Raw genomic sequence first — 16,452 nt, 5'->3', positions numbered from 1 at the left:
TTTATAATTTACTACTTACGATTCACCATTTGCAAATATACTTGCAGGATATTCTACATTTACCAGAAACAGCGCATTTCCGGGAACCGATGTTCCGGCTTTCCCACGGTCTTTCTGTTCTATAATACGCCGGAAACCTTCGACCGATAGTTTTCCACGCCCCACTTCAATCAGAGTTCCCACTATGGCGCGCACCATATTCCGCAGAAAGCGGTCGGCACGAATGGTAAACACCCAAGTAGCATCTTCTTCCTGTGTCCATTCGGCATGAGTGACATGGCAAATATTCGTCTTTACATCCGTATGCAGTTTGCTGAAACTTGTAAAGTCCGTATATTCGAACAGGGTACGTGCGGCCTCATTCATGCGTTCATAATCCAATGGATTAAAGACACGGCAACGATATTGCCTGTTAAAAGGATATTTCGCAGTTGTTACATAATACTTGTACGTTCTGGCAGTTGCGTCAAAGCGTGCATGAGCGTCCGGTCTGACCCGGCAAACCCGATAAATGGAAATATCCGGGGGTAACAGACGATTCAGCTTATCAGTGACAGAATCAGTATCCAATAGCTCTTCATGGTCAAAATGAGCTACCATTAAAGACGCATGCACTCCCGCATCCGTTCTGCCCGCACCTATCACTTCTATATCACGACGCAGAAAGGTAGACAATGCTTTCATCAAACATTCCTGTACGCTAATCCCATTCGGTTGAATCTGCCAACCATGATAGTTGGTTCCGTCATAAGCCAAATAAATAAAATACCTTTGCACGCTCATTCCTTCTTTTTAGGGTTTTCGCGTGCAAAAGTAGTCATTTTTTTATTCATAAGTGGAAGGAGTAGTACCAAATGCATCTACAAAATGTTTTCTGAAGGTAGGAATATCATTGTATCCCACCATTTCCGCCACTTCCTGCACACCATATTGTTTCGTTTTCAGCAATACGCCCGCACGGCGCATACGTACTCCCCTGATCAGTTCTATAATGGTATAGTCGGTACTCTGCTTTACTTTTCTATAAAGAGTCGGCTGGCTCATATTCATTTCCGAAGCCAGTTTCTTCACGCTAAAGTCGGCTTCACATATATTCTCTTCAACAATCCTGATAACAGAATTGATAAACGGATCTTCCGTTTTCACCTCCTCTACCACTTGTTCCGTTTCGTCGTTTACTGTACCCGTATCCGTTCCCGATAGCATAAATAATTTAGAATACATCTGCTTCAATGCCTGACGCCCGTTTATCAAATTACGCACTTTCGCTATCAAAATGCTGGGAGTAAAAGGTTTTAGTACATAATCGTCCGCTCCCAGTTCCAACCCGTGAATAACATCTTCATCTTCCACCTTCGCTGTCAAAATGATAAAAGGAATGCCACAAGTTTCGAGCCCTTCTTTTACCTCACGACAACACGCAAATCCATCCTTCACCGGCATCATTACGTCACAGAGTATCAAATCGGGAAGTTCCTTCATTGCCATGTCAACTCCCTCCTGCCCGTTGGTTGCCATCAACAGGTTATACTCTTTGCCCAACAGCACCTTCAGATACACACGAATGTCTTTATGATCTTCTACAATCAATATTGTTTTCTTATCGGCAGCAAATTGCGACTGTTCTATTTTCGCATCAGCAGGCTGTAGCGGTATCCCGGGCTCCGATGCTTCCTCTGTCAACTCATTATCTGCCGACAGTTCCTGTTCCGTTTCCCCTATCGGCACAATATCCGGCTTCATCAGTTCTTCCGGATCAACAAACAAGACATTCGAATCATTTTCAAAGACAGACTTATCTGTAGGAAGATGCACCGTAACTTTCGTTCCTTTTCCCTCTGAACTTTCAAAAGAAATCATGCCGTGATGTGCCTCAACTATCTGCTGCACAGTAGAAAATCCGAGCTGTGTGGTAGACAGATCATTACCACCCCACTCATCCTCACCCAGTTGTTGTTCAAGTGTTTTTACTTCGTCATTGCCATCATCCGTCACCATCAAGCTGACATAAGTCAAGTTATCCCGCACCGTTTCGTATACAGAGAAAGAGACAACTCCCGTATAATTCGTATGGGTGAAAGCATTGGTCAACAGATTATGGATAATAAATTCTATCTTCTTTTCATCCACATAAAATTCCAGTTCCTTCCTAATTCTCATCTCACAACGGAAATCTATAGGATAAATCTTCAACAGTTCGCGAATCTTAAAAAGGTTACTATCAATTACCTTTTCTACCGGATATGAAGCAACTTCCAGCTTCGCAGCCAATCCCTCCGGACCATAAATGGCTGATAGCTGGTCACAGGCATCCAACATACGAAGTGCGTTCCGGTATGCCACTTGTAGGGATGGGTTCTGCCCTTTAAACTTACTATGCAAATCTTTCAACGGGGCAAAAACCAATGATAGAGGAGTGCGCAATTCCTGCACAAACAACATCAGTAGACGTTTTCTCATGACCTCTTTCTCACGCTTCTGCTCCTGCTTCATTTTTTCCAGATTCAAATTCTCCCGTAACATTATCTCCTTGTCACGGCGTAGTTGTTTGTGCAATTCTTTCTTTTTATTGTAAGCATAAAGGAACCAACACAGCAAAACGGTCAACAATACATACACCATATATGCCCACACAGTGTAATACCATTTACTTTTCACCACCACGTCTATCTGATACTCCTCACCCTCTTTCCCGTCCGGAAATACAAGTTTCGCCTGCAATGTATATTTTCCGGCAGCCAGTCCTTTATACCATAATCCCTCCTCAAGTGGCAGCATCTTCCAGTCTGTATCTACAGGAAGCAAGCGGTAAGCTATTTTGCGTTGTGCCATCCCGTAACGTAAATCCGAAAAATATAAATGAAAACTATTATTGCGGCTCGAAAAGACCAGTTTTTCCTGCTTTTCCGGAGCTCCGGAAAGAACCACCTGTCCATTCCGCTTTTCTCCCGCCAAAATGACTTCTCCATTCACCTTTATATCTGTCAGCGTCACCCGTTTCTTCCTTTTTGTTGCTTTAACAGCCGCCGGATCAAAGAAAATCAATCCCCAGGAATTTGACCATAACAGTCGTCCATCGTTCAGCCGGCACACAGAATTGCAGTTGCCCACTAACAAATAATTATAGAAAGCCTCCTGACCGTTGCGGATCGTCATGACTCCCACATTATTCCCCACCCATATACTACCCATATAATCATCCACCATGCAACTGACATGTCCGTTCGGCAATCCGTTTTGCAAAGTATATATCGATTCAATCTTATCCCTCTTTCTTCCGTCAATACAGACTACGAGATTGAGATAAGCAGCATAAATCTGATTGTAGTTATTCACATAGATAGTCCGTACAGCCGTTTCTGCAAGTCCATTCTCTCTTTCATAGTCTCCTTCCACCCGAACCAGGTCATCCTCGGTGTTAATTCTTTTCAGTCCCTTATTCGTACCAATCCAAATATTACCTTCCTTATCCTCTTTCATGGCAAATATGCTTTCTATTCCGACGGGAAGATTTATCTTTTTATATGCCCGTGCTTTAGGGTCAAACCGCATCAGTCCTTCCGAAGTACCTATCCACAGGCGGTTTCGCGAATCCTGGCAGAAACACTGAATAGCCGCGTGTATATCCTTTCCGTCACTCGTCTGCAGATGAAAATACTCCACCTTCTCCGTCACCGGATGAATAAGAATAACTTCTCCCTGCCTGCCTCCCAGCCAAATCTGTCCCCCCTTGCATTTAAAGATTGTATAGCGTCCGGAATATTCGGATATCTTCTCCCAAGGTTCAAATCTCGTATGCACAGAAAGCACAGGTTCGGTACTCTTCATTATACCACCATCGGACATCGCCACCCAAACATATCCCCTGGCATCCTCAATCATCCCGCTTATTCTGGATTTAAACATCTGCTGCACCCGGCTATATATACTATTGCTAATATCAAATTTTGCAATTCCACCGCCAAAAGTACCTGCCCATAAAATCTGCTGCTGCTCATCCCACAACAAACAAGTCATCCTATTTTCAATATCCGGCCGAAATACCTCGGCATTCCCGCTCAAATGAGTCAATGTAAACGGACTTTCACACAAATTCCCGTTTTCAAAACTCAGTTTAAACAATCCGTCCCAAGTGGCCAGATAAAAAGTCCTGCTATTTTTATAGACCAAATCTGTAATGTATCTTTTGAAATATTCAGTCCGTAAAACCTTATTTATTGAAATCACCTGTTCCTTATGTGTCTTCAAATCATGACAGACAATATCATTCCATAATCCGCAAATCCATAAGTAACCATTTTGCAAGAATAGTCTGTTGACTACATTATACTCTTTAATCAAAGAACTCTTCTTCGTAGCAATATCATAAGACATCACTTTTTTCTCATCCGCAGAAAAATACAGTTTATTCTTCCCGTCCGTACACAGGTCAGCTATCTTTCCTTTCACCAAAGGCTGCGGACTCAGCACACAATATATAAAATCACCTTTTTTCCCTGTCCTACGGGAAACTGAGGTTTCATACAATCCCTGTAAAGTAGCCAAATATAACTTTCCGCCGCTCCAATAAAAATCCGACACCTCTTCCAACTTGAAGGGTTTGTCAAAACTCAATGGCAAATACTTTTCACTAACAGGATCGAAGCCGATTAGTCCGCCTTCAAATAGCAACGCGTAATACAGTCCGTCTGAACCTTCACGAAAAGTTTTCACTGTTTGATGAAGGGATATGGAAAGAGAATCCGTATTCATTATTAAAGGATAATCCCGAAACCGGAATCCGTCATAACGGGTAATACCTTTATCTGTAGAGAGCCACATAAACCCGTCGCTCCCATAACAGATATCATATATAGTGTTATTTCCAACTTCATTTTTGATGACCGCCGGTATCAAATCCCAATGGGTATCGACAGGATAGGCGACAATAAATCGAGACAGTAACAATAGGAGTAAACAAACCTTCCGCATATTCTAATTACATTTTGTTTATGTGATATGGACGATAAAGGTATTGATTAATATTACTATTAAACTATATATCACTTATTTTTAGAAATAATTCACAATAGAACAAAAACCCGCCAACTTTTTTACAAGTCAGCGGGCCTTCCATTGTTTGTTTTGCCAACTATGTTCCCCTCAAGTAACCCATGTTTGCTGTTTGGTTCCTCTATATTATGGATAGTAATTACATATCCATTCAAGTCTTTTTCATTAAATTATTTGCGACAATGAGATAGAGCGAAATTATAAGTTCCGCAACCGGTATTGAAATCATAGTTTCCTTTGAAATCTACCGGAACTTTAACCAGGCAATTTTCCTGATCGCTTACACGAAAATAAAGGTGAGTAATAGCAGTGAACACATTTCCGCCACCGGCCGTAGTTGATAAAGAAGCCCCGTAACCTTTCCAAGTGAACAGATCGGCAGAAGAAGAATAGGTAGTTCCGATATAATACACGGTGTTTTTATCCACATTAAAATTCAAAGAAACACATAATGCAAATTCCTCCAGGTAAGCACCCGCCCTCGTACGTGCCTGATATTCGGCAGTCATCTTCACAGATTGCCTGTCACCACCGTCTCCAAAATATCCCTCTACATTTTCTGATTTACATTCATGAGTGATGTTGCCGTTCTGACGAAGAGCTTCCAATACACCTTCCATCTCTTCTGCCGTAACAGCAGGAACATTACCGGTGTCTGTCACATTAGTTACAGATTCGATACCATATAAAGATTTTATGAATTCAAAAGTTGAAGAGTTGCCTTCAATACGATCATCCTCAGCATTAGAACATGCTGCAAAAGTCAATACAACCACACATACGAAAAAGAAATTCATTGCTTTCATTATATTTCCTCCTATTTTTTATCGGTTTGCAACTTCTTGTTTTTGCCAACCATTTACATTTCACATTATTTTCCGTTTGTTCGTTTGCGTTCCTCAGGAGGGAATCTGAAACCACTGTTTCATTAACACTAACATTATAGTGCGTTGCTTGTTGGCACAAACATAGGTGTTTTATTCAAGAAGGAAAACTTTCTCGAAAGAAAAATGAACGATTTACCACTCTTTAACAGAGAAAATACAGCCTATTCAAGTAATTAAACAGGTTATACAAGTATCAGAAACGCCATTCATATAAAAATCATTCAAACCGAATGATTAAAACACAACCCATAAATACCGAATCACACACCAACCATCAAGAAACTAAATACCGCTCTACTTATTTGTTTTCATCAAAAAGCAATCAAAGAAAGATGAATCCACCAATTAACGCCAATCCAGATTACACGTACCTTTGCAATGTCAACAAACAAAACCCATCATACGATGAAAAAGAAAAGAATTTTGTTTTTGTTCATTACCATGTTCGCTTCTACCTTATTATACAGTCAGGTAGTCGGGGTTAAAACCAACGTTGTAATGGACGCGATGAAAATCATCAACTTTGGAGCCGAAATCGGCTTAAGTAAGAAACTGACCTTGGATTTATATGCCAATTATAATCCTTGGAAATACAAAGAAGAAAAAATGATGAAGATGCTCGCCATTCAGCCAGAACTTCGTTATTGGCTTTGTGACAAGTTCAACGGACATTTCGTGGGATTCCACGTTCATGGTGGAGTATATCAGGCTGCCGCCATTGATATGCCCTGGGGTATCTGGCCCGAACTTACCGACCACCGCTTCAAAGGCAATTTCTACGGGGCAGGTGTTTCCTACGGTTACCAGTGGATTTTAGGCAAGCACTGGAATCTGGAAGGAAATATCGGCGTGGGCTACGCACGTGTCAAGTACGAACAGTTCGAGTGTAAGACCTGTGGTGAAAAAGTGTCCGAAGGACATAAGAATTACGTAGGGCCGACCAAAGCCGCCGTCAGCTTAATTTATTTATTCTAAAACAAAACAAATATGAAAAAGATTCTATGCATACTCTTCTGCCTGCTGCCTGTATTGAGCGAAGCGCAGACTCTGTATAAAAATCAAGTGCGTATAGACAAAGAATCTATCACGCGCAGCGATGACAACCGCCTGACCATTAATCTGGATATCACTTTACAGGAAAACCTCAAAGTAGTTTCCAATAATGTAGCCACGCTCACCCCGTTTCTTGAAGCGGACGGAAAAACAAAAATACTGCCGTCTATCGTAGTGTACGGGCGCAAACGGGATATTGTCAACCAACGCAACCATACAGCCTTCAAAGATACCTATACAATCATCCGCCGTAAACGGAACGAAGAACAAAAAATAAGCTACCTGATACAGATGCCGTTTGAAGCATGGATGCGCACGGCGAATATGAAATTAAATATTGATGTATGCGGTTGCTGCGACGTATTGGAGGAGAACAGTGGTGAATTAATCACCCAATTGAACATTGCACCACTGAAACTGCAACCTTCCATTGCCTACATCACCCCGCAAGCCGAAGGTATAAAGCACCGTGCAGTAGAAGGAAGCGCCTATCTGGACTTTCCGGTCAACAAATATATAATCTATCCTGAATACCGTCGCAACACAACCGAATTGGCGAAGATACGCGCCACAATCGACACTGTGCGCAACGATAAGAACACGACACTTACCGGCATCAAGATTCATGGCTATGCATCTCCCGAAGGAAGCTATGCCAACAATATCCGCCTGGCAAAGGGACGTACACAAGCATTGGTTGATTACGTTACCAGTTACTACAACTTCGACAAGAGTCTGATAGTTTCAGAATCTACCCCGGAAGACTGGGAAGGTTTCCGCAAGTTTGTCGCCACATCGTCACTGGATAAGAAAGACGAGATTCTTCGCCTGATGGATGAAGAAAATATGGACATTGACAAAAAAGAACGCGCCATAGCCAAATTAGCGGGTGCGCAAGGATACCAATATATACTGGACGAATATTATCCGGCACTTCGTCACTCTGACTATACGGTCAATTATACAGTGCGCGGCTTCAATCTCGAAGAGTCGAAAGAGATTATCAACAAACGCCCGCAGTTGCTGAGCTTGCAAGAAATCTATCTGGTGGCACAGAGCTACGAGCCCGGAAGCGAAGAGTTCAATCATGCTTTCCTGGTAGCCGCCACCATGTTTCCGGAGGATCCGATTGCTAACTTAAATGCTGCCGCAATGGAAATCCAAAAAGGCGGCGACACAACCGAAGCAAAGAAGCATCTGGCGAAAGCCGACCCGAAAGCTGCCGAAACGCTCAATAACCTTGGAGTTATCGCCATGCTGGAAGATGATTTGGACAAAGCTGAAAAATATTTTAATGCGGCTAAAGAAGCCGGCCTGTCTACACAAGCAGACGAAAATTTGAGAGAATTGAAGAAGAAACAAAACTATCCTAGACAGTAGTAGAAGATAAAAAGGCACGTACAGAACTATTATTCCCCTCATTATTTGTAACCCCATAATGAATCTAAACGCACAGCCTGTGAAGGTTGTGCGTTTTTTTTGCTCTCAAAGATATGCAAATTCTTCACCCCGCTTCATATAGTTGTACATTCACATCACAAAGCCATAAATAATGACAATTCACACCCAACCACCAACAATGGCAAAATATCAACAAAGACGGCAGTTCATTCACAACAGCCGATTATCATTCATAAAACGACTAATTCACCACCTAAAAAAAGGCACAATAAAATTAAAATTATCATCCCTAAAATTGAAACAAATACCGATGAGCACTTTTATATTTCTCTCATACCTTTGCAGTGTCAATAAGGAACTAAAGAGTTCTTGATAAGAAACAAATAAAAGAAACATAACTTATAAGAAAATGAACCAAACTTATTTCACCGGAAGTTAATCCTTTCTCTTATTATATATAAGAACTTCCAAATTCAGAAAAGAGAAGAATATGATGTGTTTAACAAAACAAACAAAGCCCATCAAGTAAAAAGAACCATTACATCACAATTAAAATATTAAATTAACATGAAAGTAAAGAATTTGTTATTAGCAAGTCTGGCAATAGTTGCCATGACAGCTTGCAGCAATGAAGATGAGTTTGCAAACGAAAACAACCGAAATTCAACTGGGGAACAGGCAAAAATGAGATTATTGTTTTCATTCAATGAAACAAATGGCACAAGAAGCGTAACTCAAGGCGAATCTAGTGCGGGTACTGATCTGGAATATGGTGTAACAAAAATCACAGCTGTATTAGATTATGGTGATGGAGCGCCACGTGTTATAATGAAAGATTTAGATATCACAAAAGAAGAGGGACAAACTAAAATTGCTACAACAGAAGAATTTGCTGTAACAGCAGGTACTAATGTAAAATTGTATGCATTCGTAAATCCGACAAATTTAGAAATCACCCAAACGACTAATTTAGACCAATTGTCAGTTGGAAACCATTCCGAATTCACAGGAGCTACATTAGCATATCTTGACAAGGATGTGGCAAAAAACGGTGCGTTTTTAATGAGCGGTGAAACTGTCATTGAAAAGATTGAAGCTAAAGAGGAAGTTAATACCGCTACAATCGAAGTTAGCCGTGTAGCTGCAAAATTGGATGAACAGACTGAGAACACGAAGCTTTTCTCTATAAAAAATTCCGGATTAACTTTTACTGGCGATATTCAAGAAATCGGTGTTAAGCTCCTCAGTCACTCATACTCCAATCTGACTACAGATTCATATGTATTGTCACAAGCAAACACTTTTAACTCTTTCTTGCAACCATATATTGCCAAAGGCGCAGCAGCAAACGATGGTTCTTACAGATGGAATGAAACAGGATTTACATACTGTCTTGATAACTCCAGTTCAGCAAATCCGACACGTGTACACTACAGAGCACAAGTTTATTTCGGTGAAGAAGAAGCCAATGAAACATTCTATATCAGAGCCGTATACACCGAAGGTGATAAGACCGAATTACGTGTATACAAAAATTGGAATGCTTTAAAAGCGGCATATCCAAATGTTACATGGGATGACAGCAAGAAAGATGATAACGAGTATTTGGCAAACCACAGCATCAAGAAATATGACGGCGGTATTTGCTATTACGAAGCTCCGATTGAAACAACAGGTTCAGGCGAAAAGATTGTACGCAACAACTGGTATCAGTTGACTGTTTCAAAAGTTAGCAAATTAGGTACTCCTACCCCTGCATTGGAACCTGATGAAACTCCTGCCAAGCTAATTATTGAAGCTAAAATCCAGCCTTGGACAGTTCAGATTAACGATATCGAACTATAATAAAAATCTGACTCAAGTATCGGGGAGACTCTTTTTTCCCTCTCCCCGATACATTTTCACCAATTACCGGAAAAAGACAATGCATCGCTTTCAAGCAAAACAATAGTATATCAAAAGCAAAAATAAAAAGAATGAAACGAATATTAACCGCCATACAAGAAAAAGCCAACAAGTTATTGTTGCTCACACTATTGGCTGGTACAATCACATCTTGCGACTCCATATTAGATTACGATGATGGCGATTGTAGCATCGAATACTGTGTCAAGTTCAAATATGACTATAATATGGAGGAAGTAGACGTTTTCGCCCAACAAGTAAGAACAGTGACACTTTACGCTTTTGATGAGAATGAAAATCTTGTTTATCAGAAAACAGATCAAGGAGAACAGTTAGGAGAGGGAAATTATTCTATGAAAGTAGACATTGATCCATCAAAGTATCATCTCATTGCATGGGCGGGACTTAATGATGAATCATTCGCAGTGCCGTTATTATATCCACAACAATCACAGATTGAAGAATTAAAAGTAAAGACTCTGCGTAAAGCAGCAACACGCTCTGCCTCGGAAGAAGAAAAAGGAAATTATATAGTAGAACAGGAACTGCACTCGCTTTGGCATGGTGAAGTGAAAAGCGCTCCCACCACCCGCAGCGGAAGACAGCAAATCAGCACAGTGTCTTTAGTAAAGAACACCAATAATATCCGGATTGTCGTAGCGCAAGTCAACCAGTCTGACAGACCGGTAACCAGAGCCTTGACCGCAGAAACATTCAAATGTGAAATCTATGACGACAACGGATATATGAATTATGACAATTCACTGTTGGACGACAACCTGCTGACATACAAACCTTTTGTTGTAGAACCGGAAACAGTCAGCAGCAGAGCATTCAGCGAAGCCGGCGAACCGGCCGAAGAATACAAATCAGTTGTCAGCGAGATAAGCGTAGCAAGACTCATGGCAGATAAAACGCCCGAGTTGACAATCAAGAACTCGAAGACACAGGAAACATTATTTCACGTATCCAACCTGGTGAAGTATCTGGAAAAACTCCAACTGGAGAAATACAAAGACCGCCACTATACCCTTCAAGAGTATCTGGATCGTGAAGACGCTTACAGTATGATTATTTTTGTAGATGAGAAACTGGCACTAATCAAAACAGTAATTGATATCAACGATTGGATTATCCAGATCAATGACATCGAACTTTAACCGGAACGAAAAGAAAAAAGATGAAATGTTTTAATCCGACATATTATTTACTGACTATCCTCTGCATTATGATAGCTTCGTGTACCACAGACGGAGTGATGGAAGATTTCACAGACAGCAAAGGACAGATATTGGTAAAAGACGCACATATAAACTTTGTGCTTACTTTCCCCGCCAATCCTTCCACACGAGCAAGTGAAAATGAGGGACTGGAGAGTGAGCGAAGCATAGACAATCTACATATATATACATTTCAAAATGACCAATTTGTAGAAGAGATTCAATACATCGTGATTGACGGCAAAGACGGAGATACCAAACGGAATATAGACGGAAAGTTATCAGCAACTTATGACGGCAGCAAACCGATGGAGTTTGTAGTAATTGCCAATGCCGAAAACAAAGGAGTCAATAACTTCAAAATAACTAAAGGTCAAAATAAAGCCGACCTGTATGAACAGCTCTCTTTCAACTTTAATAAAACGCAGGATTGGTCAAAAGAGATTCCAATGTGGGGGATGGGTACCATTGAGAACATAAAAACAGGAGGCAACAATTTCGGTGCCCTTGATTTGATACGTGCTGTCGCCAAAGTGAATGTGACAGTGGCAAACGGGACAGGATTAAAGAATTTCGAAATCACCGAAATCCGGTTACACCACTATAATACAAAAGGATATTGCACACCGACCGTGAACGACGGACCATCCATCCCCGCAAATTCGACAATAGCGAGCACTTCCGAGTATCTCACTTCAGGCACACTGAGCGGAAATCAAGGTAACAGATTTGAAAACAAGTTCTACATTCCCGAACATAAAAACATAGGAATAACGAATAATGACAAAAAAGTCTGCCTGACCATCAATGCCAAAGTGAGAGAAGTAGAGAAAACATACACTGTACAGTTCAGCACAAACGGAAAAGCCTACAATGCACTCCGCAATCATCTGTATGTGTTCAACATCACAAGTGTGGATAAAGTCACGTCGACGTTAACCTATGAGGTAAAACAATGGGAGTATGTCAATGTGGACGTACCGGCTTTTAATTAAAGAGTAATGAATATGAGAAAGCAAATCAATATATCAGCATACATCAGACAAACATTCGTGCTTGTATTAACGGGCATTTTGTTCTTTGCCTGCCAAGAAGATGAAATCATCAAAAATACCGATGTGAAAGAAGGGATACCGGTAACGGTAAGCTTCAACCTGTCAGTGCCGGAGATGAAAACGACAGTCACCCGGGGATTGCGCGATGAAGAAGAATTCCAAATCAACGATTTATATCTACTGATATTCGATGCCAAAGGCAACAGAAAGGAAGGAACACGTTTTTATAGTTCTGACAATTTGACTACCAGCAACGGAAACCAGAACAATCCGACTAACGGAGTCCTTAAGAATATCGAAACCACAAGCGGATTAAGTTATATTTTCGCTGCCGCCAATACAAACAGCAATCAGTTGAGTGGGGACGGAAATTTGAAAAAGAAATTGGACAAGGTGACTACCCTTGAGGAATTCAAGAATATCACTGCCATGCTAAATTCAAAAACGAATGCGGCGCAAGTAGATCGTACACAGGCGGCATTAGTCATGTGTGGCGCATATACCCCCAATGCTTCAGGCGACACAAGCACTAGTGAAGGAGAATGCATTATACCGGAAAAGAGCGGTGCATTGAATGGGAAAATCTTGTTGGAGCGTCTGGATTCTCATATCACTTTCAATATTTCATGGGGAGGGGAAAAGTCTAAAGTGACCTCTTTTGAACTAAGCAGTTGGAGAATATATAACGTTCCTGTCAGATCATACTTATTGGCGAAAACAGAAGATGCAGTAAAGAGTAATAAAAACCACTACTCTACAAGCATTGCGGAACACAAAGTTACAATGAACGAGAAGTCATGTTCTTTCGATTTCTATATGCTTGAAAACCGAAAAAAGGCGAAAATGTATGAAGGCCGTTCTTTAAAAAGTTATGCAGATAGAGAAGCGGAAGTGAAGGACGGCAATGGTCTAAATACCGGAACATACAAATATGTGGAGCCATTTGCTACCTATGTAGAAATTAAGGCTAATATGGAACTGACCAGCAGTAACGAAACACTTACAGGTAAAAAGATTGCCAACGTCACTTATACGATTCACTTGGGAGGAGGGAGCAATGATTATAACAACTTCAAAAGCGAGAGGAATAAAAAATACATCTATAATGTCGAAATAAACGATACGGAAGATATTCGTGTAGAAGTTCAGGAAGGTAACGAAAGACGTCCGGGCGTGGAAGGAGATGTAGTAGATGCCAAAACCAAAGTGTACACATTAGATGCGCATTACAATTGTTTCAATATCGGTCTGACCAAGAAAGACGCCGAGAATTTGAGCTTCGTGGTACATACACCATTCGGTTCGATTGATAACAGGGCAAATTACAATCAACGTGCAGGCGGGGATTATAAGTGGATTAGATTTGCACGCACAAGCGATAATAACACATTGGCCGAATATCCGAAAAACGGAGAAGGACTGATTGATTTGTTCGGTCTGGCAGCCGATATCCAAACGCAATCCGGAAGTGAAGATGATACATTCTACTACACAATTTTCGTAGACGAATATTATTATGATACACCGCCGGCAGGAGCAAACTGGCAACAGCCCTATTGGCAATACTTTGTAAACAAGGAAAACAGAGAAGTCATATTGCTGTTTTCACCTGATTATAGCAATGACAAGGAGAGCAGCTATGCAGACGCCCAATATATGATTACCCAAAGATCGATCCAGACATATTACAGCTCCGTAAACTTCAATGAAGAAAAAAATGCATTGGGTATGGAGCATATTAATGAAACTGGAGCACCTGCTGATGCAGCACCTATAATCGGCGGTTTTGACGTATCCAACGGCTTTTATAACACATATAGGTATATCACCCAAGGCACCACCGGTAATCAGTGGAGCGCACACGCAAATATGACTGAACCGAATGAAAAAGGTTACACTTTCGCTCTATCCAAAAAACATGGCTGGTCAGCTTGCCTGTCACGCAACAGAGATGAAAACCATAACGGCATTATTGATCCGGAAGAGTTAAAATGGTATCTGCCTGCCAGAGATCAATTAATGGGAATGTATCTAGGTGCAGAAAGTCTGGTTACACCATTGTTCGATGCAGATTCCCATCCTGTAGGCAGTATTGAAACAGGAGACTCTCAATATCAATATCTTTTAAGCAATAACCAGAAATTATGGTCAGACGAAGGTGCTTCTATCGGAGCAAGGAAGGCCATCAATTCAGGTGGTTCGCCCAAGCAACTTAGATGTGTCCGCAATCTGAATTTAGACATGAATGCAAGCAATGCGGAAAATAAAGACATAAAAGTAAGCAACGCATTCAAATATAATGATGAGACACGTGTTTTCACCATGGCACAACTTGACGAGAAAAATATACGCGGAAAATTAGATTCCGGTGAACTAGGATTGCATGACAACTTCAGCAATACGAACAAACCGTATAGCTCATTCCAAATGGCCGCTAATTTTCATAAAGCCGCCCAAGGAAAAGGAAAGTGGAAAAAATTTGTAGACATAGATAATCTTCATCGTAGTAGATGCAGCAGCTACTATGAAAATGAAAGTGACAAAGGCAAATGGCGGACACCCAATCAAAGAGAATTCATGATTATGTACACTCAGAATAAAGATTTTGTCTACTACAATGATGGTAAATTATACAGAGCATACAGTAGAACCGAATGGAAATACAATAGCAATAGATATTTTGGCTTTAACCAAGGAATACTATTTTTAGATGACGGTCAAGAGTTCGATGTCTCATTGCGTTGTGTCCGTGACGTTGATGTAGACGCGAATGGAAATATCATCGAAACAGACTCAAACGGAACTATCAATGAAAATAATTAATATAAAAAACTAAACATCATGGAACCGAAAGACATCTTGCAACTGGAATCATCAAATACGCGTCAAGCCTATTTGTTTGAAGAGAATGGTCATTGGTATGCCTATGAACGGTCTGCCAATCGGATAGAGAAATTTTTGAAAGGCTTTGCGGATTTCAAACACAGAGTGCAAGATGTCTGCGGTCGGTTCAAAATAGAAATCAATATCGACATGCTTTTGGAGAAATGCTCCATTACATCATGCGAGGATTCAATGCTTATCCTTGATTGCCCTACAGAGTAATGAATATAGTTAATATAGGTATTAGCGCCCCAATATAAGCTATACAGAATATTGTTTGTTTTGTTTGTGTTCCTCAACTCACTCAGCAACGGCTTGTGAAAGTAGTGCTGAGTGGTTGGGGATTTTTATCCAAGAAACGACAAAGAGTATATTATAATCTCCTGAATAGAAATTATTTATTTTTTTAATCGATAATCTTTGTTTATCTCATATAAACCTGTATATTTGGAGTATTATAACTAAAGACTTTATATTAACACAGAATTACTATGAGCCATACCATTTTTCTGATTATCGCCCTCGTTACAACAGGTATTTTTCTTATCCAATTCGTATTATCCATCTTCTTCGGAGATTTGGACGCGGATGTAGACGTGGATGCCGACATCAGCAGTGTAGTCTCTTTCAAAGGGCTCACACACTTCGGAATCGGATTCGGCTGGTATATGTATCTGGCAGGAAACGCAGAAATTCAAAGTTATGCCATCGGCATTCTGGTAGGACTCTTCTTTGTTTTTGCCGTCTGGTTCTTGTACAAGAAAGCCTATCAACTGCAACAAGTGAACCGCTCCGAAGCGACCAACGAACTCGTGGGACGCGAATGTACCATCTACTTCAAGCAAAGTGAGAACAGATATACCGTGCAGGTAAGCCGGGATGGAGCCATGCGCGAAATAGACGTAATCTCCGAATCGGGAAAGACGTATCAAACCGGGGACCGCACTGTTATCACCCGATATCAGGACGGAACATTATATATTCAATAACTATTCA

11 protein-coding genes are annotated in these 16,452 nt (G+C 40.8%); 8 read left to right on the top strand and 3 right to left on the bottom strand.

The annotated features are described in order from the left end of the window. Nucleotides 1–15: 15 nt before the first annotated feature. From truA to BQ7997_RS19680, 3 genes are all read right to left on the bottom strand, one after another. Nucleotides 16–777 (bottom strand): tRNA pseudouridine(38-40) synthase TruA, encoded by a 762-nt coding sequence (gene truA, locus BQ7997_RS19690; RefSeq protein ID WP_073348468.1) that lies wholly within the window; start codon nucleotides 775–777, stop codon nucleotides 16–18. A gap of 48 nt (nucleotides 778–825) precedes the next feature. Continuing rightward, nucleotides 826–4,971 (bottom strand): hybrid sensor histidine kinase/response regulator transcription factor, encoded by a 4,146-nt coding sequence (locus BQ7997_RS19685; protein ID WP_073347746.1) that lies wholly within the window; start codon nucleotides 4,969–4,971, stop codon nucleotides 826–828. A 251-nt stretch (nucleotides 4,972–5,222) separates the two neighbouring features. After that, nucleotides 5,223–5,858: a DUF5033 domain-containing protein gene (locus tag BQ7997_RS19680; protein ID WP_022140460.1), complete on the bottom strand. Its 636-nt coding sequence runs from the start codon at nucleotides 5,856–5,858 to the stop codon at nucleotides 5,223–5,225. A gap of 486 nt (nucleotides 5,859–6,344) precedes the next feature. Here BQ7997_RS19680 and BQ7997_RS19675 point away from each other — a divergent pair, with 486 nt between their 5' ends. The 8 genes from BQ7997_RS19675 to BQ7997_RS19640 all read left to right on the top strand — a co-directional run bounded on the left by BQ7997_RS19675 (nucleotide 6,345) and on the right by BQ7997_RS19640 (nucleotide 16,445). After that, nucleotides 6,345–6,914 carry a DUF3575 domain-containing protein gene (locus BQ7997_RS19675; RefSeq protein ID WP_073347745.1) on the top strand — a complete coding sequence of 190 codons (570 nt, stop codon included), beginning with the start codon at nucleotides 6,345–6,347 and terminating at the stop codon, nucleotides 6,912–6,914. Nucleotides 6,915–6,926: 12 nt separating this feature from the next. Then, nucleotides 6,927–8,372, top strand: coding sequence for a DUF3868 domain-containing protein (locus BQ7997_RS19670; protein WP_073347744.1), 1,446 nt, complete (start codon nucleotides 6,927–6,929; stop codon nucleotides 8,370–8,372). A 588-nt stretch (nucleotides 8,373–8,960) separates the two neighbouring features. After that, nucleotides 8,961–10,238, top strand: coding sequence for an Mfa1 family fimbria major subunit (locus BQ7997_RS19665; protein ID WP_073347743.1), 1,278 nt, complete (start codon nucleotides 8,961–8,963; stop codon nucleotides 10,236–10,238). A gap of 131 nt (nucleotides 10,239–10,369) precedes the next feature. After that, the gene (locus BQ7997_RS19660; protein WP_073347742.1) at nucleotides 10,370–11,458 is read left to right on the top strand and encodes a FimB/Mfa2 family fimbrial subunit; all 1,089 of its coding nucleotides are present in this window, start codon (nucleotides 10,370–10,372) and stop codon (nucleotides 11,456–11,458) included. A 20-nt stretch (nucleotides 11,459–11,478) separates the two neighbouring features. Then, nucleotides 11,479–12,513: a FimB/Mfa2 family fimbrial subunit gene (locus tag BQ7997_RS19655; protein ID WP_022140465.1), complete on the top strand. Its 1,035-nt coding sequence runs from the start codon at nucleotides 11,479–11,481 to the stop codon at nucleotides 12,511–12,513. 12 nt (nucleotides 12,514–12,525) lie between these two features. Then, the gene (locus BQ7997_RS19650; RefSeq protein ID WP_073348467.1) at nucleotides 12,526–15,396 is read left to right on the top strand and encodes a DUF4906 domain-containing protein; all 2,871 of its coding nucleotides are present in this window, start codon (nucleotides 12,526–12,528) and stop codon (nucleotides 15,394–15,396) included. An 18-nt stretch (nucleotides 15,397–15,414) separates the two neighbouring features. After that, nucleotides 15,415–15,678 (top strand): hypothetical protein, encoded by a 264-nt coding sequence (locus tag BQ7997_RS19645; RefSeq protein ID WP_022140467.1) that lies wholly within the window; start codon nucleotides 15,415–15,417, stop codon nucleotides 15,676–15,678. Nucleotides 15,679–15,947: 269 nt separating this feature from the next. Beyond that, nucleotides 15,948–16,445, top strand: a complete 498-nt coding sequence (locus BQ7997_RS19640; protein WP_022140468.1) for a hypothetical protein — start codon at nucleotides 15,948–15,950, stop codon at nucleotides 16,443–16,445. Nucleotides 16,446–16,452: the final 7 nt, after the last annotated feature.

The organism is Bacteroides congonensis, assembly GCF_900130125.1.
Lineage (GTDB): Bacteria > Bacteroidota > Bacteroidia > Bacteroidales > Bacteroidaceae > Bacteroides > Bacteroides congonensis.
The sequence above is the reverse complement of the archived record's forward strand: the minus strand, read 5'-3'. Positions and strand labels throughout refer to the sequence as shown.